Genomic DNA, 20,887 nt, shown 5'->3' on the forward strand with positions numbered 1-20,887 from the left:
CTGTTGATGGAGCAAATCGTCACGATAAAAAGCTTGTAAAAGAGACTTTAGATGCCATTATTTTTGAAAGAACTTCTCCAGATGATGTTATTCAGAATATGTGTATGGATAAAGGATATGATTTTCCTGATATCAGAGAACTGGTTAAAGAATATGGTTACACTGCCCATATCAAAAGCCGTGGGGAGGAAAAAGTAAGAATAGAGATACCAGGTTTTAGGGCAAGGAGGTGGGTTGTCGAAAGGACACATTCCTGGATAAACAGATTCAGAAGACTGCTTATAAGATGGGAAAAGAAAATTGAGAATTACCTTGCTATGCTACATTTAGCATGCGCATGGATAACACTCAGAGCAGCAGGACTTTTCGGATAGGTTCTTAGTGCCTATCCGAAAAGTCAGTAATGCATGCTGGAAAGCCATAATAGGTCTATGATATCAGAGTACCAGTTGCGGTTTTGCATATTACCTAATGTAAAAGTTACAGCACGTAACCACTTTTCGGATAGGCTCTTAATCTACCATCTGGTTGATTTTGTTGTAAAAATCTACTATTAAATTTGCTGCCTCGCTTTCCGTGTTTAGCTGGAAAGTTCGGATTTGTTTTCCCAGTGGCTTTTCCAGGATAACGCCTGAACCGATCAAAGGTGTGATAACCCTTGATACGCTAGAATTAGACAATCCGGTTTCTTCGGCTATTCCTGAAAGGTAAGTTGGTTCACTTTGTTGTTCGATCAGGTTCTTAAGGACTGTCATCTGTGCGGTTTTTCCAAATATTTTTTCCATTGAATCCATTGGTATCATCTCAGAGGTGGCTATTCTCTATAAGTGGTTCTCAGTTACAATAACTACCTGCGGTTATAAACTTCTTTCCTTATTGGACAGAATAGATGATCTGTACAAAATCCCCTCAATATTTGGAGATTCTGTTCTATCGAGAATGTGTTTAATCCCTCTGACTTAGTCTCAAATGCGTAAGTCGTATATGTCATAACTTTTAACTCTCACAATGAAATTCTATGGAGATTTAACATGAGAAGCGATATCATCAAAAAGGGACCGGAACGAGCTCCCAACCGTTCACTCCTGAAAGCGACTGGCGTCACAGATTCGGAAATGAAAAAACCATTCATTGCAGTCGTCAATTCCTGGAACGATATAATTCCTGGCCATATGCACCTGAATAAACTTGCTGAGGCTGTAAAGGCTGGAATCAGGAATGCTGGAGGGGTTCCTTTTGAATTTCATACTGTAGGAGTTTGCGATGGGATCGCAATGGGACACGAAGGTATGAAATACTCTCTTCCTAGCAGGGAAATTATTGAAGACACAATCGAATTGATGGTCAGAGCCCACCAGTTTGACGGTATGGTCCTTATCCCCACATGTGACAAGATCGTGCCAGGACACCTTATGGCAGCAGGAAGGCTTGACATTCCTGCAATTGTTGTAACCGGAGGACCGATGCTCCCCGGATATGTTGATGACGATTACAGGGATTTGATTTCAGTTTCCGAAGGGGTGGGAGCTCATAGCGCAGGTAAAATTTCAGATGACGACCTTAACAGGCTTGAAAACTTTTCCTGTGCAGGAGCAGGGTCCTGTGCAGGAATGTTTACTGCGAATACCATGGCATGCATGACCGAAGCTCTCGGGCTGAGCCTTCCTGGCTGTGCAACTGCCCATGCGGTGGATGCAAAAAAGACGCGCATTGCCAAGGAATCAGGAGAGCGAATTGTGGAAATGGTCAGGGAGAACCTCACCCCGAAAAAGATTGTTACTCAAAGATCCTTTGAGAATGCCATAACGGTGGATATGGCAATCGGAGGGAGCACGAACAGTACTCTCCACCTTCCTGCTCTTGCCCATGAATTCGGACTAAAACTTCCTCTTGAAGCCTTTGACGAACTGAGCAGGACAACTCCCCATCTTATTTCCCTCAGGCCTGGCGGCCCTAATTTCATGCTGCACTTTGACAGGGCAGGCGGAGTTCAGGCAATTATGCAGAGACTTTCTCCTAAACTCCATCTGGAACAGCTTACTGTTAATGGCAACACTATCGGAGAAAACCTGAACGAGCTGGATCTTGTCAACCCGAAGCTCAATAAAGAGATTATTGCAACTCTTGAAAACCCAATTCATGCCCAGGGAGGAATTGCAGTCTTAAAAGGCAGCCTTGCACCTGATGGCTCGGTTGTAAAACAGGCTGCAGTTGATCCGGGGATGCATGTTCATACAGGTCCTGCCAGGGTTTATGACGGCGAAGAAGATGCTATGCAAAGTATTCTTGCAGGTGATGTGAAACCTGGAGACATTGTAATTGTAAGATACGAAGGTCCAAAAGGCGGCCCCGGAATGAGGGAAATGCTTGCAGCTACAGCCGCACTTGGAGGTATGGGACTTCTAGAATCGGTAGCCCTGATCACTGATGGACGCTTCTCCGGAGGGACTCGAGGGCCGTGCATAGGGCATGTTTCTCCTGAAGCCAGTGAAGGAGGGCCAATTGCTCTTGTAAAAGATGGTGATATGATCGAAATCAATATCCCTGAAAGAGCCCTGAACCTTAAGATTTCTGAAGGAGAACTTAAGCAGCGAAAAGCTGCATTTGTGCCTCCGAAAACAGAAATCACAGGTTACCTTGCCAGGTACCAGCGTTCTGTCCACTCCGCAAATACGGGCGGGATAGTGGACTAAGTTTTTATGGACTAAGTTTTTATGGACTAAGTTTTTATAGACAAGTTTTTATGGACAAAGTTTTTAGTAATTTGTTTTGAAGTCTGTATTTATGGAGGATTTTTCCTCTATTATTTTCTTTAATTTTATTCATTTCAAGCATTTTGGGGACTTTCATCCAGGATGTCGTCCAGAAATGTATCGAATTTAATGCCGAAGGCTAGAATAAGAATATGTATAACAATCCTAAAAGGCCTTCTAGCAAATTAGTCTCAAGGCTTGAAGTTAGGTCTTAAGTATCTGGACAAGCCTTCGTTCAGGATTGCGAAGAATGGCGCAGTGCGTATTTCTGCCAAAGCTTAGAAACGAAAGTATCCCAAATACAGGCAAACATTTTAAAAAGTAGATTAGGAAGTTGGAACTTCCCATGATTCTTATTATTCAGACTTAATCTACCTTGTTATTCAGACTTAATCTACTTTGTTATTCAGGTTTAATCTACCAGCTGGTTGATTTTATTGTAAAAATCTACTATTAAATTTGCTGCCTCGCTTTCCGTGTTTAGCTGGAAAGTTCGGATTTGTTTTCCGAGTGGTTTTTCCAGGATAACGCCTGACTCGACCAGGGGTGTGATAACCCTTGATACGCTGGAGTGAGACAAGCCGGTTGCTTCAGCTATTCCTGACAGGTAGGTTGGTTCGTTCTGATTTTCGATCAGGTTCTTAAGGACTGTCATCTGTGCGGTTTTTCCAAAAATTTTTTCAAGTGGATCCATTGATATCATCTCAGAGGTGGCTGTTATCTGTAAGTAAGTTCAGTCCCAATAACTGTCTACGGTTAATAAACTTATCTCTTTATTGAAATAGATAAGAGATATGTCTCTGCATAAATCATCGAAATCTTTTTATTTTTAACTTCTTGTGGTAGTATGAGATCTTTTTTCTCAGTTTTCCAGGCTATCTTAACTAGAAAGCTTACTACTTCGTGGCATCCTTGAGTGTTATTCTCTTGTTTGCGATTTTCACTAAATAACCCCAATTAGGCTTTATACTTACCCCTTTTTTGGATCAGCAGGTCTTCCCTTGTGCCCCTCAAAAAATCTGCAGTATTCATCAGGACACTGTTCCTCAGGGCACTCACGGATATACCGCATTATATCGTCCATTTTTGCACTGGCCAGGGATACGGATGTATCCGCGCCTCCGTAATAGATTCGAATTTCATCGTTCACCACGACCCAGCCACAGGGAAAAACAACATCATTAACGTCGCCGCTGCGTTCATACGTCTCGTGAGGTCCGAAAACCCATCCTTCTGACCTGCGGAGCACTTTCGTGGGATCTTTGAGATCAAGAAGAGCAAGCCCGAGCCGGTAACTTATTTTAGGCGTTGTCTGGCGTACTCCGTGATACATAATTAGCCAGCCCTCAGGTGTACGGATCGGCTGCGGGGATAAACCTATCTTGTGGGCATCCCACCATCCTCCCTCCCGGGCATACAGAAGGACCTCGTGCCATCCCCATGATTTCATATCTGTAGAAAAGGATATCCAGATATTTGCCTTCTTACTGTGGACAGTAGGCGCAGGCCTGTGTATCAGTGCCCATTTGCCATTAAATCTTGCAGGGAAGATAGCAGCATCTTTGTTATCAGGAGGCAGGGCAGGCCCTACTCTGTCAAACTTACGGAAATCCTCTGTAAGAGCAAGAGCTGGTAAGGGACCCGAATCCGAAAAAGCAGTATATGCTACAGCCCACTTTTCCAGCTCATCTATGTAAGTTATACGCGGATCTTCAATTCCATATATCTCTTCAGGATAGTTTACAGGTTCTGGAGTAAAGGTAGGTTCAGTGTCAATTTCCCAGCCATCGATTCCATTATTACTCCTGGCTACCGTAAAATGAGAAAAGCCTCTGTGATCTTCAACTCGCACCAGTAACAGAGTTTTACCATCAACTATCGCAGCTGCAGGGTTAAATACCGAATTAGCCTTATATGGCCAATCTCCTATGGTAAGTATAGGATTTCTTTTATATCTTACAAACAGTTCTCCATGGTTTTTCCAGGTCATATTGCTCCCTTACCCCCTTCTAAACTGTGTTTCCCTCATTCCCTTCCAGATAAATTATTCCCTCATCTACTTGTAGATAAGATTATTCTCTCATTGAACCCGTTTCAAAGGCCATATGTGTAATTTATAGTTTACACACAATTAGTTACAGTTTACACACAATTATTTACAATTTACACACAATTACTTTTTCAGGGCTTGATTCCAAGTACATCCTCTACGTATGCCCTGAGAATTTCCGCAACGCTCCATGCCTGGGCAATAGTACCGCCGGGAGAGTGAGGGTAGTCGCCATCAAACACCTCAGAAATGGTGCCTATGCCTGCGGTATCGAGATGTGAATCAAAGCCCTCGAGAAGGGCTCGCATATATTCAAGACTGCTGTTTGAATTACCATGGATTTTCAGGTAAGCTTTCACATAGGCTCCGAGGAGCCAGGGCCAGACTGTCCCGTTGTGATAGGCTGTATCCCTGTTCATGGCGTCTCCGCGATACTGTCCTTTATATAGGGGATGGTCACTCGAGAGACTTTTGAGTCCGAAGGGAGTTAGAAGATCTTTTTCAACCCTGTCTACAATCGCTTTTTCTTTTTCAGGAGAGAGCATAGTATAAGGGAGCGATACGGCAAAGATCTGGTTAGGACGGATTGCAGGATCTTTAACCTGGTTTCCTGCCTCATCCCGGTATATGAGGTCAAAGAGACAGTCAATTTCCGGGTTCCAGAAAGAATCCTCAAAATTCGAAGCTACCCCGGCTGCAAGAGTCTCATATGAGGAAATATCTTCGCCGAGAAGAGTACCCAGGTAAGAAGCTGTTTTCAGGGCATTATACCAGAGAGCATTTACCTCACAGGCTTTACCCGCTCTTGGGGTCACTGCCCATTCCCCGATTTTAGCGTCCATCCAGGTTAGCTGAGGGCCCTGCTGGATAAGATAATCAGAATCCATGCCGATTCCAAAATCCGTGCCCTGGCAGTAATTGTCTAGAATCTCACCTACGGTATCCCAGATATCCGAGAGGAAAAGGAAGTCCTGTGTATATGCAAAATAGCGGTCCAGGGCATGAATAAACCAGAGGGGAGCATCCACTGTATTGTAAACCGGGTCTCCTCCGAAAGCCGGGAAAGTATTGGGGATTAAGCCTCTACGGCAGTACCTGGCAAAATTGTTGAGAGCGGACCTTGCCTCCTCGAAACGGTAAGGAATTAAAAACAGACCAGGCAGAGAGATCATTGCATCCCTTCCCCAGTCAGAGTACCAGTGATATCCTGCAATCACTGTGTTTTCACCTGTAGAACGATTTTTCACTACAAAAGCGTCAGTCGCCCTGAGAAGCTTAAGAGCAAAAGGCTCGATAAGCTTTGAATCGAGAGCAAGAAGATTCTGGCGGTTTGCTTCCCTTATATAGAGCTTATCAACCTGCTCGAGAGTAAGGGAAGAAACATCTCCTGTTGAAGCAGCAATAAAAAAACGGGAAGTGCCCGGTTTGAGTTCACTTTCAAAATAACCTGGATTAAAGATATCTTCCTGGAAGTTAAGTCCCCTTTGCCTCTCAGTGTCATACTCCAGGTTATAGTGCCACACGGGCTCAGGGTGATACTGGAGATTAGATGAAAGTGAGAAAGTAAAACCGTTGGAGCTTGCCAGTTCCACTCCCGCCTGGCCAGCTTTCTGGAAAAAGGAAATGTACGCAGAGCGAGCAGTGAGATTAAAGTCTCTTGAGCTTACCAGAGGGAAAATCCTTAGCAAAGCCCCCTCTTTTCGGGATGTAATTTCATAGAGAACAAAGGTTGTGTTACTGTTATGAACCATGAAGACTTTTTTCTTTACGATAAAATCACCGGGTTGGTAAACCCAGTGAGGAAACGGGTTACGAACGAATTCAGAAAGGTAATTGAAGCCCGCAGGAGAAATAACTTCCGGATATTTATGGACCGCGAGTTTATAAATCTCTTCATTGACAGAGATTTCCTCATCAAGGGAAGAAAGCACCAGAAGCCTCCCCGGAGAATTCTCCGGAGCTGCTACAAGCAGTCCGTGGTAAGTCCTTGTTCCTGCCCCTATAACTGTGGAGGAAGCATATCCTCCAAGCCCGTTTCCTATAACCCACTCTCTTTTTATTCCTTCCTCATATGTTGAAAGAAAATCTGCTCCAAGACTAGCCCCACCCATATATATTTGATTAGGGTTGATTTATTAAATAGCTGTACGTTCGGAAAAAAACTATTATATCCGCAACTATTGGCTCATTTTGACATACTTGCGAATTATATATTCATCTTCGTATAAATTTAATTTATGAGATCTATACAGTGAGGAAAAAGCCACAAATTATGATCTGGCGATAGAAATCCTGAGATTTTCATTCACCACATCAACTGCATTGCAGGTTACAAATGTACTTCAGGTGCGTTTTCATGATACATTATGGCTAGCAGTGATATAACGATGAAGTTACCTTTGCAACTTGTGCAGGTCATTTTTCGAGAGATTTTGCCTCCTTTCTGAGAGAGATCCAGGTCGAAGCTGACCCGTCTTAATAATCGCTCACTCCTTGATGAAAGCGAGCAGGTCCTTATTGACCTGGTCCTTGAGAGTCGAGGACAGGCCGTGCGGTGCACCTGGATATATTTTGAGCGTGGAGCCTTTAATCATCTTGGACGAAGCCAGGGACGAAGCGCCGATCGGCACAATCTGGTCGTCGTCGCCGTGGATAATGAGCGTAGGAATGTCGAACTTCTTGAGATCTTCAGTGAAATCGGTCTCTGAGAAGGCTTTGATACAGTCGATGACGCCTTTGAAACCGGCCTGCATCCCCTGAAGCCAGAACGAGTCCCTCAGGCCTTGTGATACCCTCGCACCCGGCCTGTTGGCACCGTAGAACTGCGTGGGAAGGTCCTTGAAGAATTGCGAGCGGTCGGCGAGGACACTGGCACGGATACCGTCGAAGACCTCGATCGGCAAGCCGCCAGGGTTGGTAGCTGTTTTAAGCATCAGCGGCGGCACCGCGCCGATCAGCACGGCTTTGGCTATACGTTTCGTGCCGTGACGGCCTATATAGCGGGCAACTTCGCCACCTCCGGTGGAGTGACCGATAAGGATCACATTCTTCAGATCGAGCTTTTCGATCAGCGTCGCAAGGTCGTCGGCGTAAGTGTCCATGTCGTTGCCATTCCAGGGCTGGCTCGATCGGCCATGCCCGCGACGGTCATGGGCTATGCAGCGGTATCCGTGGGAAGCCAGAAAAACCATCTGGTCTTCCCATGCGTCCGCACTCAAAGGCCATCCATGGCTGAAGATTATTGGCTGTCCGTTCCCCCAGTCCTTATAATAGATTTTCGTGTCGTCTTTGGTCGTAATCGTAGTCATGTGATGTGCTCCTTTTTCCGGTTATCAATAGTGCACTCTTTTCCATCTGATTTGTTTATTTCTTCTACAAATGCTCTGGTTGCTGGTTCGAGAAGTCGATTGTTTGATTCATGGATAAGTCCTCCCAGATGGTAATCTGACAATCTGACAACCCAGACCACTGAAAACCCGAACCAGTTTCTATCCGGTTATTATATTACCTGATTGCTTAGAATTTTGCCGTGGTATTTGCAGCATCCGTTATCAGCCTGGAAATAATACATAGATTATTGAGAAAGATATAAATCAAGTAGAATAAAATGTCCTTATTACTAATAATTTTAGGAAGTGCAAATAATATAAATTAAAAAAATGTTTGCCCTTCTACTCTTATAATCTTTACGAGCTGCCTTCAGAAATTCTGTTCCGGAGCAAAACTTTAATAGCTGTCGGGAGAATCTTTTCCATTAATATTTTGCATTTTTAATAAAAATTTTGGGGAGATCTAAAAGGATTTTTCAAGGGGAATTGAAAAGCATGACAGAAAACAGGACATATACATATCTGAACCCGAAAGTGGCCCTTATGGGAGCTGGCTGCGTAAAAGAAATCGGCAGGCACGCAAAAGATTTTGGGGCTACAAAAGCCCTGATAGTTTCAGGCAAAAGCAGGCATGGGGAAGAGCTTGCACGAGACATCTATTATATCCTTGAAGATGCAGGCCTGGAAGCGACAATCTTTGCAGGAGCAGACCCGAACCCGACTGATACTTCAGTTATGGAAGGAGCAGACATTTACAGAAAAGAAGACTGTAATATGATAATTGCTGTCGGAGGGGGAAGCCCTATGGATTGTGCAAAGGCAGTTGGCATTGTAGTATATAATGGTGGAATGATTAATGATTACGAAGGCGTGGGGAAAGTTACGAAAGGGATTCCTCCGCTCATTACGGTAAACACGACTGCGGGTACTGCAAGTGAGATGACGAGTTTTACAATTATTACGGACACAGACAGACACATCAAAATGGCAATTGTTGACCCGCGAATTACACCCGATGTAGCAGTTAACGACCCTGAACTGATGGTTAGTATGCCACCAGCGCTGACAGCTGCAACAGGGATGGACGCTCTGACCCATGCGGTTGAAGCTTATGTTTCCACGATGGCTACCCCTACAACCGATGCGGCTGCTATCAAGGCAATCGAGCTTATCTCAAAATACTTGCCGGAAGCCGTCGCCCATGGGGAAGATATAAGAACAAGGGACATGATGGCACACGCCGAATATCTTGCAGGCATTGCTTTCAATAACGCAAGCCTCGGTTACGTGCACTCCATGGCTCACCAGCTCGGAGGCTTTTATAACCTTCCGCATGGAGTCTGCAACGCAATCCTCCTGCCATATGTGGAGATGTACAACAAGCAGGTCTGCCCCGAGCGTTTTTCTGATATCGCAAAGGCAATGGGGGAAAAAGTCGAGGGATTGAGCCCGGATACAGCCGCAGATAAAGCAATAGATGCCATCAAAAAGCTTGCATCAGACATTGGAATCCCCTCCGGCTTAAAAGAGCTGGGGGCAAGGGAAGAAGACCTTGAACTTCTGGCTGAAAATGCCATGCAGGACATTTGCCGCCTGACTAATCCCAGAGAGCTTTCAAAAGAGGATATCGTTGAGATTTACAGGAAAGCTATGTGAAAAATATCTGAAAAGAGCAACTGAAATCGAAAACTCAAATTGCTGATAGTGGATATCGTTGACAGCAGACATTAATATAAAGGCCAGTCTTTCAGCAGCCTGGTTCGTGATTTGTTTCCCCTTGATGAAAGGTGAACCATTATTAACTTTCCAGATTCTATGATAGGATTAATAAGCCATTTCTTCAAGGAAGGTATCAAGACTGCATAAACATAGGGAGTGATTTTTGATGAGATTATTTGGGGGCCGTGGGGGCCATGAGGAGGAGAAAGGACATGTCTATAAAATGCATGAAAAACTCGTTTCCATCGGAGACGATTACTGGATAGAAGACGAAACCGGAGAGCGAGCATTCCATGTTGATGGAAAGGCGCTCCGCATTCGCAACACTCTCATTTTCAAAGATCTGCGTGGAAATGACCTTTATAAAATTCAGGAAAAATTACTCAGGATCAGGGATACAATGGACATCAAAAAAGCAGATGATGGCCTGGCTGCAACAGTTAAAAAAGATCTCATTAATATTTTGCGGGATAAATGGAAAGTTGAAATTCCAGACGGGCCTGATATGGAAATCCGCGGCAATATTCTGGATCACGAGTATGAGATTGAGTCTGAAGGGAGGAAAATTGCAGACATCTCAAAAAAATGGTTCCGAATAAGAGATACCTATGGAGTGGAGATTGAGCCCGGACAGGACAATGCGCTTATCCTGGCAATTGCGGCTGCGCTTGATCAGATGGCACACGATTGAGTTAGTTCACCTTAGAAGAACATCACAGCAAAACACGAACTAAACTGGCTAAGACAGCCTGGAAAGAGACTGTACAAATATTGGCGAATAGCCGGGTGGCGAGTGTTAAGAGAAGCTTTATTTCCACACGAGCACTAGTAAACGGATCATAAAAAAATGATTAGGAAAGTACTATGAATACAAATAGTCATTCAACACCAGCCAGAATTCTGCTCTACGGTACCGCTGCGGTTATTCTAACTATCGGTATGCAGCAGATAGCAACTATACTCGTGCCCATTTTTTTCTCGATTTTCGCCTTTCTAATTTTTTCCCCTCTCGTCCACTGGCTCCAGAAAAAAGGGGTTCCTAGCACTGTTAGCGTCGGTCTGGCTATCCTTTTTTTCATTGTTGTTGCCATGGGCACCGGGTTTCTGGTTATAGGATCTTTACTTCAGCTCAGCAGCCGTATCCCAAACTATGAAACCCAGTTAATGGAAACTCTGGAAAACCTTTCAATATATCTACCATCCGTCGGATTCTCTGTAGAATCAATCCTGCGTAATGTGGGAGCATTTGCTTTCAGTCTTACAGCGGGAATTCTTACCGGAGTTTTAGATGCCGGGACAACAACCGGGCTTATCATTGTCACGACAACGTTTTTGCTACTGGATGCTGCCGGAGCCCCGAAAAAGGTGCAGAAGGAGGCTGAAAAACAGTCTCTCCTGCTATCGCAGACCACCGAATTTGGCAGAAGCCTTGTGAACTACATTGTCATACGGACTGAAACCAATCTGATAGGAGGTATCGGGACTGCCGTACTTCTCCTTATCGGGGGCATTGATTTTGCAATTCTCTGGGGTTTCCTGACATTCCTGCTCGGTTATATTCCCTACCTGGGTTTTATTCTGGCTGCTCTTCCTCCAATGCTCCTTGCACTTTTTAAATACGGAGTTCTAGGAGCACTGGCTGTCCTTGTCGGCATCTCGCTCGTCAACGCTCTTGTAGAAAATGTCCTTTTTCCCTCCCTTGCAGGAAAAGGCCTTAAGTTATCTCCGTCTGTCGTGTTTCTCTCTTTATTCTACTGGTCTTATGTGCTGGGAACTCCGGGGGCATTGATTGCGGTACCTCTTACAATGGTTGTGAAGATAATCCTGGAAAGTTTCGAAGAAACGCGCTGGCTGGCGAAACTGATGGAATCAAGTGGGAGTGAGGATAAGGATGAAAAAAAAGCGGGAGAAAACGCACTTTGAAAACCCCGGAAGATGCTCCAGCAGGACCGGTATGCAAATAAGTTGATTATCCGGCATCCCGTTCACAGACTATTTTTTTGAAAAAATGATCTGGATATAGGTAAAATTACAAGTTCGTTTAAATATGGTGGTGACCATTTATTATGTACCGATAGCCACGCCTCTTTTGCTCTCAGGGGTTACAATAAGCCCTGGAACACAGCACAAAGTATCTCATCCTGCTAATGCTTCTTCCACTGAAGCTCGTCCTGTTCATCCGGGCCAAGTACAAAGAAGTTGCCAGCGGGCTCCCTACTCTTGATGGCCCAGGCTGCCTTTCCTCGCTTGTCCTTTTTGTAGCTTTCTTTGTGGTCTACATTTCCGATCTCATAGGTGTTATCGGCAGTACCGCAATTATTGCGGCAGTAGTTCTCCTGCTGACTTCATGTTTCATCGCCTATTTTCTCGGAGAGTTTCAGTGCTGCTCTTTATATTCAGCCCTGCATCCCGAAATATCTCAGGTACTTGCCATTGCCTCTCTGATTTTTATGGCAGTCAGACTGATGCTCAGCCCTGAAGGGCTCGAGCCTGTTGGTTTCTCTCCAGACAATAGTCTCATTCTACTAACCGCTGAGCTGGATCTTGTCCGACTTTATTCTCGAATGCCTCAAAGATTGAGCTGCATACTCTGTTGAGTGAAGAAAAGATTCCAGGCCGACTCCTTATTCTTGGCACGCTGCTTACAATAGTTTTGAAGTTTGTCCTGAAGAGTTTTAGTAATATGAAATAGTTGATCAGATTAATGTATCCACCGGGAAACGGAGCACGAGGTTGAGAGAGCGGAAGACAGGAAGAAGGAAATTGAAATCCTGGCGGATGAGAAGCACTCTGGAGCTATAAAGTCTGGTAAAAAGTCGATTAACCCGATCCTCGTCTTTTTACCGGCTTAATCTTAATTTTACACATGCTCATTTATATATATTCTAAATTTTATATATATTCTATATAATAACGCTGTGACTGTTTTTTGATTGTAGAGTTTCGGATAGAAAGGGGAGGAAAGCTATCGGAAGCGCATGTGGATTCCGATCTCATTTATGCGACTACCGACCGCCTTTGAAGTGCAGTACAATAAAAATGGAAAAACAGAAGTAGAACTTCGAATGGGGGAATAAATGAATGGAGGAAGCAATATATGGACCGAGGCAACTCTTAGTCATCGTATTCGGTAATCCTAACTTCCACGGTCAGATCCGGCGTGAACTTGAAGCAGTCATGAATAAAGAAATGGTCAGGCTCATTGACCTGCTGTTCGTATGGAAAGACTAAGAAGGGAATATCAAGTATATGGAAACTACACAGCTGGATGAAGAAGAAAAAATGCTTTTTGGAGCCTTTATTGGAGGACTTATCGGGTATGGAGCCGGCGGCAAAGAAGGAGCGAGGGAAGGCATGGAGGCAGGAATCCTGGCAGCAACCCAGGAAAAATACGGAATTACAGAGGAAGATATTCTGGAGATAACCGAAGCCATTCCTGAAGGTACTGCTGCTGTTCTTATTATCGAACACCTCTGGGCAAAGAGCCTGAAACAGGCGGTCCGGGATGCAGGTGGTGTACTTGTGTCCCAGGGTATGTTTACATCTGAATTGCTTATTGCAGTTGGAGAAGAACTGGCAGAAGAGGTTAAATTTGCAGAGAAGAAAAAACCGGGATCCAGGGTTGAGTCTGCGTCTGAATGGCTGCTCACTCGAATTCCTATATAAAAAAGATTTAGTACCGGAAGCTTTGCTCCAAATTATTATAGAAGAAAGTTAGCAGTAAGAGAAAGATTGGGGGATGTAAATATGAATGCAAATACCAGTTCAACACCAGCCAAAATTCTAATTTACAGCACTGCTGCAGTTCTCCTTACACTTGGCATGAGGGCGATTTCAGATATACTGTTGCCGGTTTTTTTCGCTCTTTTTGCCTTTCTAATCTTTTCCCCTCTGGTTCACTGGCTCATGAAGAAAGGGGTTCCTGGAAAAGTTAGTGTTCTTCTGGTGATCCTTCTTTTCATATTTGTTTTTGTTGGAACCGCAATTCTGTTTGCAAGCTCTTTACTCCAGCTCAGTGGCAGGATGCCAAGCTATGAAAATCAGTTGCAGGGTGTTCTGAACAGTGTTTCAACATATTTGCCTGAAGCCGGAGTTTCCCTGGAATCGATCCTGAGCGATATTGCAGCATTTGCTTTCAGAGTGTCCGGGAGCATTGTTACGGGAGCCTTAAACGCCGGATCAACAATTGTGCTCATTTTTATCACGACAACGTTTTTACTTCTGGATGCTGCAGGTGCGCCAGAAAAAGTGCAGAGGGAAGTTGAAGATCAACCAGTCTATCTTTCGCGGTTTACCGAGTTAAGCAGAACCGTCGTAAATTACATGATCCTGAGGACTGAGACCAATCTGGTTGGAGGCATTGGAGTTGCCATACTTCTCTTTATTGGAGGCATAGATTTTGCTATTCTCTGGGGCCTCTTGTTCTTCATTTTTGGTTATATCCCTTATCTGGGCTTTTATCTGGCCGCTGTTCCACCTATACTCCTTGGTCTGTTCGAATACGGGCCTATAGGGGCAGTGGGTGTCCTTGTCGCCATCACTGTTGTCAATATGCTCGTAGAAAATATCATTTTCCCATCTCTTGCTGGAAAAGGCCTTAAATTATCTCCGACGATTGTATTTCTTTCTTTATTTTACTGGTCTTATGTGCTTGGGACAGCAGGTGCGCTGATTGCCGTACCACTTACACTAGTTGTAAAGATAATTCTGGAAAGTACCGAGGGGACACGCTTGATGGCTAAACTGATGGAATCAAGTGAGGATAGAGATCAGGATGAGGAAAAAGCAGGCGAAAATGTACTCTAAAATGACCCTGCATCGCGTCCGAGATAATCAGGTCCCTGTAAGTATACTCGATAAAATATACTAACCTGTATATAATAATATACATAAAAATGGCTGTATATTATAGCATTGTTTTATTTGAACCTGCATGTGGGGGCTTGCAGGCTCTGTAAAGGGTGAGAGGGAAATAATAATATCGAAATTATCGAATGGAAAGCTTGCATACCGCTTTCCGGCGTTCTCGGACAAATGTCTGGCAAACACCTGTCTATCTTTTGTCTATCTTATCTGATCTTGTGAGAAATCCTCTGGTTAGAAATCCTTGCATCACCCGAAGAAAAAACGTTCCTGCCCTTTCTAATTTAGCTGTCAGGCTGTTGCAGGCTGACATGAAAAATAACCAGTAAATTGAACCCGTAAGCAGAAAAGGAGATTCAAGGAATGGCAACATTAACCGTTTTGAAGTTTGAAACCGCAGAAGGTGCAGAAAAAGCACTTGAGGTGGTAAAGGACTTGAGCAAGCAACATTTGATAAACCTTCATGATGCAGCAATAGTCACATGGCCTGAGGGTAAAAAGAAGCCAAAAACGGAACAGTTAACTAATTTAACCGGTGCAGGTGCACTGAGCGGCGCTTTCTGGGGCATGCTATTTGGCCTGATTTTCTTTATTCCTATATTTGGCATGGTTGTTGGGGCCACAATGGGGGCAATGACCGGTTCCATGACCGATGTCGGCATTAATGATGAGTTCATCAAGTCGATCCGCGGCAAAGTGACTGAAGGTACCTCAGCTCTCTTCTTGATGACAAGTGATGCAGTGAAGGATAAAGTAGCGGAAGCTGCCAGGGGGATGAATTTTGAACTCATTGCCTCCAACCTGTCCAAGGAAGAAGAAGATAAGCTGCGTGCTGCCTTCGAAGACGAATATTCACAGCAGTAAAACCAGGCTTGACCAGGGAGTTTACTCTCTGGTATCATTTTAATTTTTCTGAATCAATAACAATGTAAAAAGAATCAATAACAATGTAAAAAAGTTAAGTTAGTAGGCCATAATGAAGTACCTGTGACGACTCCCTTTTATGCCGGGGCTGGCCAGTAGAGTCGCATGTGGCTCAGCCCACAGATTTTCGGTCATATCCGACTGCCAGCCGGCATCCCTTTGAGTTCATGGATACAATTACGTGTAACCGTGGATGTCAGCGACAAACTGATCGGGGATAAGGAAGTTGAGAACGCATGATCATGACCCGGCAGTAAATGATAACATAGCCTGAGCATCCGGCACTGCCAGTCCTATCACAGAGAGAGAAATCATAAGGATAAACAGCTTCGAAGCGACTTTGCCAGGAGCGCAATGCGCATTGAGCCTGGTCATTCTGTCGCAAGGAGGAAGTGTTGATGACAAAAAACTACCTGCCTTCCCGCATCCATGTACTGGCAAAACCTACCGGAGCTATTTGCAACCTTGCCTGCTCTTACTGCTTTTTTCTGGACAAGGAGTTGTTCTATCCGGGCAGCAGATTCCGCATGTCAGACGAAGTGCTGGAGAACTACATCCGGCAGCTTATCGCAGCCCACCGCAGCCCTCAGGTAACTGTTGCCTGGCAGGGAGGCGAGCCCACGCTTATGGGCATTGACTTTTACCGGCGTGCAATCGAGCTGCAGGAAAAGTACAGAAAGCCAGGCATGACTTTCGAAAATACAATGCAAACTAACGGCACGCTGCTGGACGACGAATGGTGCCAGTTATTTAAGGAAAACAATTTTCTAATAGGGATCAGCATCGACGGCCCTCGTAAACTGCACGACGCCTACAGGGTGGATAAAAAAGGGGAGGGGAGCTTTGAGAGGGTCATGAATGGGCTTCGCTTCCTGCAAAAACACGGTGTGGAATATAATGTCCTGACAACAGTAAACAGGGTCAATGCCGATTATCCGCTGGAAGTCTACCGTTTCCTGAGAGATGAAGCAAAAACAGACTGGATTCAGTTTATTCCGGTTATTGAGAGGATCAATGATGAAGGGCGTACCCTTTACCAGCAAGGAGACAGAGTCTCGGACCGTTCTGTGCAGCCCGAACAATTTGGAAGTTTCCTGAGCCGCATTTTCGACGAATGGGTGAGAAATGATGTCGGAAGGGTATTCGTGCAAACTTTTGAGGCTTCTGCGCGCAGATGGCTGGGGCTGCCTTCCGGCATGTGCGTTTTTGAGGAAACATGCGGGACGGGGCTTGCCCTGGAGCATAATGGGGACCTCTATTCATGCGATCATTTTGTGGAACCGGACTACCTGCTGGGCAATATCATGGAAACAGAGATAGGCGAGCTTGCCGCTTCGGAAAAGCAGTATAGGTTCGGGCAGGACAAATGCGACACTCTCCCGCAGGTATGCCATGAATGCGATGTGCTCTTTGCCTGCAGGGGAGAATGTCCTAAAAACCGCTTCCTGACAACTTCTACCGGAGAAACCGGCCTGAACTACCTGTGCGAAGGCTGGAAAGCTTTCTTCAGGCACATCGACTTTCCGATGCAGATCCTTGCAGGCCTGATACGCAGGGATTACCCTGCACAGGAGGTGATGAGGGTCCTGGCTCTGGAGGCGGCTTTTGAAAGGGCAGGACGAAATGACCCATGTCCCTGCGGCAGCGGGCTAAAATTCAAACGCTGCCACGGCCGCGAGAAAAAAGTACCTGAAAGGAAGGACCGGAAGCAGATAAAACACAGGATTCAGCTTCAGTCTTGACCTAGTATGCGATTTCGAAAAAAACAAAGTGGGGAGTTAAGAAGAAAAAAGCCATATTTTTTATATTCAGCACCGTAAGGCTTCTTAAAATTGCTGATCGAGATATTCATTAATCAACCATCAATCAACCAATTTATCCTGGGGAATTAAGAATGGCAGAAAAGAAACCAAACATACTGGTCATTTGGGGAGATGACATCGGGGTTAGCAACCTCAGTTGCTACAGCGACGGTCTGATGGGCTACAGAACACCCAACATTGATAGGATCGCTAACGAAGGTATCAGGTTTACGGACTCTTACGGGGAGCAGAGCTGTACAGCCGGCAGGGCATCTTTTATCACAGGGCAGAGTGCCTTCCGTACGGGGCTGAGCAAAGTGGGCATGCCAGGGGCTAAGATAGGAATCCAGTCCGAGGACCCTACAATTGCCGAACTTCTGAAACCGCTGGGTTATGCCACGGGCCAGTTTGGAAAGAACCATCTTGGAGACCGGGACGACCACCTTCCCACCAACCATGGTTTTGACGAGTTCTTTGGAAACCTCTACCATCTGAATGCGGAAGAGGAACCTGAAAACCCCGACTATCCACCTGAGGAGGATTTCCCAAATTTCCGTAGGAACTATGCTCCCAGGGGTGTAATCCACAGTTATGCCGACGGACGCATCGAGGACACAGGCCCGCTGACCAGGAAACGCATGGAGGCAGTGGATCTGGAGTTTCTAAATGCAGCCATCGATTTTATCAAACGCCAGCATGAGGTGGGCAAGCCATTTTTCGTCTGGTTCAATACCACCTGGATGCACTTCAGGGTCCACATTCCGGACAGGATAAGGGGGCAATCGGGACGCTGGCAATCGGAATATCACGATGGAATGATAGAACACGACCGGCAGGTGGGAATGCTTCTGAATTTGCTGGACGAACTTGGCATCGCAGAGGATACCATCGTTGCCTACAGCACGGACAACGGCCCGCACATGAACACCTGGCCCGATGCAGCCATGACCCCGTTCAGGAACGAGAAAAACTCCTGCTGGGAAGGAGCTTTCCGCGTTCCGGAGGTAGTACGCTGGCCTGGAAAGATCCCGGCAGGCATGATTTCTAACGAGATTGTAAGCCACCTTGATTGGCTGCCAACTTTCCTTGCAGCAGCTGGAGAGCCGGATATTAAGGAAAAACTCAAAAAAGGCTACAAAGAAGGGGACAGGACTTTCACCGTGCATCTTGACGGTTACAACCTGCTTCCCTACCTTACCGGGAAGGAGAAGAAATCCCCGCGCATCGAGTTCTTTTACTTCTCGGACGACGGAGACCTGGTAGCTCTGAGGTACGACAACTGGAAAATGGTCTTTATGGAGCAGCGTGCCATCGGCACATTACAGGTCTGGGCTGAACCTTTTGTCCCGCTGCGCGTACCAAAAATATTCAACCTGCGTACAGATCCTTATGAAAGAGCGGACCAGACCTCAAATACTTACTACGATTGGCTCCTCGACCATGCCTTCTTGCTTGTGCCTGCCCAGGGTGTCGTGGGAGACTTTATGTCAACGTTTAAAGAGTTTCCTCCGCGTCAGAAAGCGGCCAGCTTTACCGTCGATCAGGTAATGGACAAGCTTTTGCAGGGAATAGGAAGCACCTGATGGTGGAGGCGAGAAGAGAACTGGTCAGGAACTTCAGGGCTGAAACCTGTTCCCTTCCTGAGATGCAGTAGCCAAATTTAGAGAAAATGGGGAGAAATATATGAACGCTGAACAGTTACGTTTGATTGAAGCCAGGGACAAGAAGGTACCCTGGCGTATGTGGGGACCTTATCTCAGTAAAAGACAATGTGGAACAGTACGGGAGGACTACAGTAAATCAGGAGATGCCTGGAACTATTTTCCTCATGACCATGCGCGTTCCCAGAATGAGTTCGAATATGAGCTTCTCGATACTGGAATCTTTGATGACGACCGATACTTTGATGTATTTGTTGAGTATGCAAAAGCTACTCTGGAAGACCTGTTGATCCGGATTACCGTCTAGAACCGCGGACCTGAGGAGACAATGCTTCATATCCTGCCCACTGTCTGGTTCCTCAACACCTGGGCCTGGGCTGAGAATGTGTCAAAACCGCTCTTACAGACTGCAGAAAGTCCGGGTGGTATGTAAATTATCCGGGCATCCCATCCAGAACTGGGAGAACGTTTTTTCTGCGCTGAAGGAGGACCGGAACTCCTTTTCACCGAAGATGAGACAAACTGCAAGGCATTTTCGGCACCTCGAATGCCCTACGCTATGTGAAAGATGCATTTCACAAGTACCTTGTGAACGGACAGGCAGGTGCGGTAAACCTGGAAAGGCAGGGACGAAATCTGCAGCCCACTACACTCTGGCCATGGGAGCCGGCAAAAGCACCGTTTTCCGCCTGCGCCTGGGAAATTCGGTTTCGGGAAAAGACAGTTTTGGAGTACGGCAGTTTGAAATGAACAGTAAGTTGCAAATACACGCAGGCTGAAACATCAGCGAAATAAAATATATAAAAGTATTCTTATAAATATTGACGAGTAAATAGATTAGAGATCGAACCGTAGAACCGCGAGCCAGGGAGTTGTCTTGCAGGTTCTGAAAGAGTGGGAGATATAAAAACAGACAGTTATCGGCTCACAACCAGAGAAGGGAGATTCACATGAACTTAACTCGTCAATTCTTAGCAGAGTTTATAGGCACTTTCTGGCTGGTTCTTGGCGGCTGTGGCAGTGCAGTTCTGGCGGCTGGCTTCCCTGAGCTTGGTATCGGCTTTGCAGGTGTTGCCCTGGCATTCGGACTGACAGTCCTGACGATGGCTTACGCAATTGGTCACATCTCGGGCTGCCACCTCAACCCCGCTGTCACAATCGGCCTGTCTATAGGCGGTCGCTTTTCCTCAAAGGACATCGGCCCATACATCGTTGCACAGCTGGCAGGAGCCATCATTGCTGCGTTCGTGCTATCGCTGATCGCAAACGGTCAGCCCGGCTTCGATCTTGTCGAAAGCGGCTTTGCGGCCAACGGTTATGGGGAATACTCACCCGGAGGGTACTCATTGTTCGCAGCGCTGGTCTGCGAGCTTGTGATGACCTTCATGTTCCTCTTCATCATTCTTGGCTCGACTGATTACCGCGCTCCATCCGGTTTCGCACCGATAGCCATCGGTCTGGGGCTGACTCTGATTCACCTGATAAGCATTCCGGTGACAAATACTTCAGTAAATCCGGCCCGCAGCACATCGCAGGCACTATTCGTCGGCGGCTGGGCAATTCAACAGCTGTGGCTGTTCTGGGTAGCGCCGATTGTTGGAGCTATTCTGGCTGGCATCGCATATCGTGCGGTCGGCAGTGACAACGAATCAGGCTTGGCAGACCGTCACTCTCAGTGAGGGTTGCAGCTCGACCTCTCGGTAAGACCGATAAAAGAGTATAAAATTTAACTGAAATGGTTAATAAAACAGTAATTTAGCGTTGATTGGAGCGGTAGCTCTACCGA

At 45.8% G+C, this 20,887-nt stretch carries 24 protein-coding genes; 16 read left to right on the forward strand and 8 right to left on the reverse strand.

Translation table 11 applies throughout. The annotated features are described in order from the left end of the window. Positions 1-374: transposase (locus tag FXV91_RS17690; RefSeq protein WP_229392070.1), on the forward strand; the 374-nt coding region annotated here is incomplete at its 5' end. Between the two features lie 138 nt (positions 375-512). Here FXV91_RS17690 and FXV91_RS17695 read toward each other — a convergent pair. Next, entirely contained in the window at positions 513-794 is a 282-nt protein-coding gene (locus tag FXV91_RS17695; RefSeq protein ID WP_229392071.1) for a MarR family transcriptional regulator, read from the reverse strand. Positions 795-1,031: 237 nt separating this feature from the next. On the opposite strand from FXV91_RS17695, the gene ilvD reads away from it, so the two are divergent. Beyond that, a complete protein-coding gene (gene ilvD / locus FXV91_RS17700) occupies positions 1,032-2,693 on the forward strand; it encodes a dihydroxy-acid dehydratase (protein ID WP_229392073.1) in 1,662 nt (553 codons plus the stop codon). Positions 2,694-3,165: 472 nt separating this feature from the next. On the opposite strand, the gene FXV91_RS17705 is transcribed toward ilvD, so the two are convergent. From FXV91_RS17705 to FXV91_RS17725, 5 genes are all read right to left on the reverse strand, one after another. Continuing rightward, on the reverse strand, positions 3,166-3,447 hold the full coding sequence (locus FXV91_RS17705) for a MarR family transcriptional regulator (protein WP_229392177.1): 282 nt from the start codon (positions 3,445-3,447) through the stop codon (positions 3,166-3,168). A 276-nt stretch (positions 3,448-3,723) separates the two neighbouring features. After that, on the reverse strand, positions 3,724-4,743 hold the full coding sequence (locus FXV91_RS17710; protein ID WP_229392075.1) for a glycosidase: 1,020 nt from the start codon (positions 4,741-4,743) through the stop codon (positions 3,724-3,726). 191 nt (positions 4,744-4,934) lie between these two features. Continuing rightward, positions 4,935-6,914 carry an amylo-alpha-1,6-glucosidase gene (locus FXV91_RS17715; RefSeq protein ID WP_229392076.1) on the reverse strand — a complete coding sequence of 660 codons (1,980 nt, stop codon included), beginning with the start codon at positions 6,912-6,914 and terminating at the stop codon, positions 4,935-4,937. 375 nt (positions 6,915-7,289) lie between these two features. Continuing rightward, positions 7,290-8,111: an alpha/beta hydrolase gene (locus FXV91_RS17720; RefSeq protein ID WP_229392077.1), complete on the reverse strand. Its 822-nt coding sequence runs from the start codon at positions 8,109-8,111 to the stop codon at positions 7,290-7,292. After that, on the reverse strand, positions 8,108-8,254 hold the full coding sequence (locus tag FXV91_RS17725) for a hypothetical protein (protein ID WP_229392079.1): 147 nt from the start codon (positions 8,252-8,254) through the stop codon (positions 8,108-8,110). Before FXV91_RS17725 ends, FXV91_RS17720 begins: the two co-directional genes overlap by 4 nt. A gap of 373 nt (positions 8,255-8,627) precedes the next feature. Between FXV91_RS17725 and FXV91_RS17730 the strand changes: the two genes are divergently transcribed. From FXV91_RS17730 to FXV91_RS20055, 9 genes are all read left to right on the forward strand, one after another. Further along, a complete protein-coding gene (locus FXV91_RS17730; protein ID WP_229392080.1) occupies positions 8,628-9,788 on the forward strand; it encodes an iron-containing alcohol dehydrogenase in 1,161 nt (386 codons plus the stop codon). Between the two features lie 229 nt (positions 9,789-10,017). Continuing rightward, positions 10,018-10,542 (forward strand): LURP-one-related family protein, encoded by a 525-nt coding sequence (locus FXV91_RS17735; RefSeq protein ID WP_229392090.1) that lies wholly within the window; start codon positions 10,018-10,020, stop codon positions 10,540-10,542. 173 nt (positions 10,543-10,715) lie between these two features. Beyond that, the gene (locus tag FXV91_RS17740) at positions 10,716-11,774 is read left to right on the forward strand and encodes an AI-2E family transporter (RefSeq protein ID WP_229392092.1); all 1,059 of its coding nucleotides are present in this window, start codon (positions 10,716-10,718) and stop codon (positions 11,772-11,774) included. 224 nt (positions 11,775-11,998) lie between these two features. Beyond that, on the forward strand, positions 11,999-12,448 hold the full coding sequence (locus FXV91_RS17745; RefSeq protein ID WP_229392094.1) for a hypothetical protein: 450 nt from the start codon (positions 11,999-12,001) through the stop codon (positions 12,446-12,448). A 484-nt stretch (positions 12,449-12,932) separates the two neighbouring features. Further along, a complete protein-coding gene (locus tag FXV91_RS17750; RefSeq protein WP_229392096.1) occupies positions 12,933-13,082 on the forward strand; it encodes a hypothetical protein in 150 nt (49 codons plus the stop codon). An 18-nt stretch (positions 13,083-13,100) separates the two neighbouring features. Then, a complete protein-coding gene (locus FXV91_RS17755) occupies positions 13,101-13,517 on the forward strand; it encodes a DUF1269 domain-containing protein (RefSeq protein WP_229392097.1) in 417 nt (138 codons plus the stop codon). An 81-nt stretch (positions 13,518-13,598) separates the two neighbouring features. Then, positions 13,599-14,657: an AI-2E family transporter gene (locus FXV91_RS17760; protein WP_229392108.1), complete on the forward strand. Its 1,059-nt coding sequence runs from the start codon at positions 13,599-13,601 to the stop codon at positions 14,655-14,657. Positions 14,658-15,077: 420 nt separating this feature from the next. Further along, entirely contained in the window at positions 15,078-15,578 is a 501-nt protein-coding gene (locus FXV91_RS17765; protein WP_229392110.1) for a DUF1269 domain-containing protein, read from the forward strand. Positions 15,579-15,743: 165 nt separating this feature from the next. Next, a complete protein-coding gene (locus FXV91_RS20055) occupies positions 15,744-15,878 on the forward strand; it encodes a hypothetical protein (RefSeq protein ID WP_255680699.1) in 135 nt (44 codons plus the stop codon). On the opposite strand, the gene FXV91_RS17770 is transcribed toward FXV91_RS20055, so the two are convergent. After that, entirely contained in the window at positions 15,879-16,043 is a 165-nt protein-coding gene (locus tag FXV91_RS17770) for a hypothetical protein (protein WP_229392112.1), read from the reverse strand. It lies immediately after the preceding gene. Here FXV91_RS17770 and FXV91_RS17775 point away from each other — a divergent pair. From FXV91_RS17775 to FXV91_RS17785, 3 genes are all read left to right on the forward strand, one after another. Further along, the gene (locus FXV91_RS17775; protein ID WP_229392114.1) at positions 16,037-17,380 is read left to right on the forward strand and encodes an anaerobic sulfatase maturase; all 1,344 of its coding nucleotides are present in this window, start codon (positions 16,037-16,039) and stop codon (positions 17,378-17,380) included. The two genes, FXV91_RS17770 and FXV91_RS17775, sit on opposite strands and share 7 nt — an antisense overlap. 152 nt (positions 17,381-17,532) lie before the next feature. Beyond that, complete coding sequence (locus tag FXV91_RS17780; protein ID WP_229392116.1) at positions 17,533-19,023, forward strand: arylsulfatase; 1,491 nt, start codon at positions 17,533-17,535, stop codon at positions 19,021-19,023. 100 nt (positions 19,024-19,123) lie between these two features. Then, on the forward strand, positions 19,124-19,408 hold the full coding sequence (locus FXV91_RS17785) for a hypothetical protein (protein WP_229392118.1): 285 nt from the start codon (positions 19,124-19,126) through the stop codon (positions 19,406-19,408). A 26-nt stretch (positions 19,409-19,434) separates the two neighbouring features. Here the strand turns inward: FXV91_RS17785 and FXV91_RS17790 are convergent, their stop codons facing one another. Further along, positions 19,435-19,608 (reverse strand): hypothetical protein, encoded by a 174-nt coding sequence (locus FXV91_RS17790; protein ID WP_229392120.1) that lies wholly within the window; start codon positions 19,606-19,608, stop codon positions 19,435-19,437. A 5-nt stretch (positions 19,609-19,613) separates the two neighbouring features. Between FXV91_RS17790 and FXV91_RS17795 the strand changes: the two genes are divergently transcribed. Together FXV91_RS17795 and aqpZ are read left to right on the forward strand one after the other, a co-directional pair. Next, the gene (locus tag FXV91_RS17795; protein WP_229392121.1) at positions 19,614-19,880 is read left to right on the forward strand and encodes a hypothetical protein; all 267 of its coding nucleotides are present in this window, start codon (positions 19,614-19,616) and stop codon (positions 19,878-19,880) included. 171 nt (positions 19,881-20,051) lie between these two features. Beyond that, positions 20,052-20,780, forward strand: coding sequence for an aquaporin Z (gene aqpZ / locus FXV91_RS17800; RefSeq protein ID WP_229392122.1), 729 nt, complete (start codon positions 20,052-20,054; stop codon positions 20,778-20,780). Positions 20,781-20,887: the final 107 nt, after the last annotated feature.

The sequence above is a fragment of the Methanosarcina sp. DH2 genome, from assembly GCF_020804225.1.
GTDB lineage: Archaea > Halobacteriota > Methanosarcinia > Methanosarcinales > Methanosarcinaceae > Methanosarcina.

Excerpts from the sequence above, each read along its gene's own strand:
- FXV91_RS17795 (WP_229392121.1), top strand. The coding sequence starts at position 19,614 with ATGAGACAAACTGCAAGGCATTTTCGGCACCTCGAATGCCCTACGCTA.
- aqpZ (WP_229392122.1), top strand. The coding sequence starts at position 20,052 with ATGAACTTAACTCGTCAATTCTTAGCAGAGTTTATAGGCACTTTCTGG.
- FXV91_RS17715 (WP_229392076.1), bottom strand. The coding sequence starts at position 6,914 with ATGGGTGGGGCTAGTCTTGGAGCAGATTTTCTTTCAACATATGAGGAA.
- FXV91_RS17705 (WP_229392177.1), bottom strand. The coding sequence starts at position 3,447 with ATGGATCCACTTGAAAAAATTTTTGGAAAAACCGCACAGATGACAGTC.
- FXV91_RS17735 (WP_229392090.1), top strand. The coding sequence starts at position 10,018 with ATGAGATTATTTGGGGGCCGTGGGGGCCATGAGGAGGAGAAAGGACAT.
- FXV91_RS17775 (WP_229392114.1), top strand. The coding sequence starts at position 16,037 with ATGACAAAAAACTACCTGCCTTCCCGCATCCATGTACTGGCAAAACCT.
- FXV91_RS20055 (WP_255680699.1), top strand. The coding sequence starts at position 15,744 with ATGTGGCTCAGCCCACAGATTTTCGGTCATATCCGACTGCCAGCCGGC.
- FXV91_RS17745 (WP_229392094.1), top strand. The coding sequence starts at position 11,999 with ATGCTTCTTCCACTGAAGCTCGTCCTGTTCATCCGGGCCAAGTACAAA.
- FXV91_RS17780 (WP_229392116.1), top strand. The coding sequence starts at position 17,533 with ATGGCAGAAAAGAAACCAAACATACTGGTCATTTGGGGAGATGACATC.
- FXV91_RS17740 (WP_229392092.1), top strand. The coding sequence starts at position 10,716 with ATGAATACAAATAGTCATTCAACACCAGCCAGAATTCTGCTCTACGGT.
- FXV91_RS17760 (WP_229392108.1), top strand. The coding sequence starts at position 13,599 with ATGAATGCAAATACCAGTTCAACACCAGCCAAAATTCTAATTTACAGC.
- FXV91_RS17750 (WP_229392096.1), top strand. The coding sequence starts at position 12,933 with ATGGAGGAAGCAATATATGGACCGAGGCAACTCTTAGTCATCGTATTC.
- FXV91_RS17695 (WP_229392071.1), bottom strand. The coding sequence starts at position 794 with ATGGATTCAATGGAAAAAATATTTGGAAAAACCGCACAGATGACAGTC.
- FXV91_RS17720 (WP_229392077.1), bottom strand. The coding sequence starts at position 8,111 with ATGACTACGATTACGACCAAAGACGACACGAAAATCTATTATAAGGAC.
- ilvD (WP_229392073.1), top strand. The coding sequence starts at position 1,032 with ATGAGAAGCGATATCATCAAAAAGGGACCGGAACGAGCTCCCAACCGT.
- FXV91_RS17730 (WP_229392080.1), top strand. The coding sequence starts at position 8,628 with ATGACAGAAAACAGGACATATACATATCTGAACCCGAAAGTGGCCCTT.
- FXV91_RS17755 (WP_229392097.1), top strand. The coding sequence starts at position 13,101 with ATGGAAACTACACAGCTGGATGAAGAAGAAAAAATGCTTTTTGGAGCC.
- FXV91_RS17785 (WP_229392118.1), top strand. The coding sequence starts at position 19,124 with ATGAACGCTGAACAGTTACGTTTGATTGAAGCCAGGGACAAGAAGGTA.
- FXV91_RS17710 (WP_229392075.1), bottom strand. The coding sequence starts at position 4,743 with ATGACCTGGAAAAACCATGGAGAACTGTTTGTAAGATATAAAAGAAAT.
- FXV91_RS17765 (WP_229392110.1), top strand. The coding sequence starts at position 15,078 with ATGGCAACATTAACCGTTTTGAAGTTTGAAACCGCAGAAGGTGCAGAA.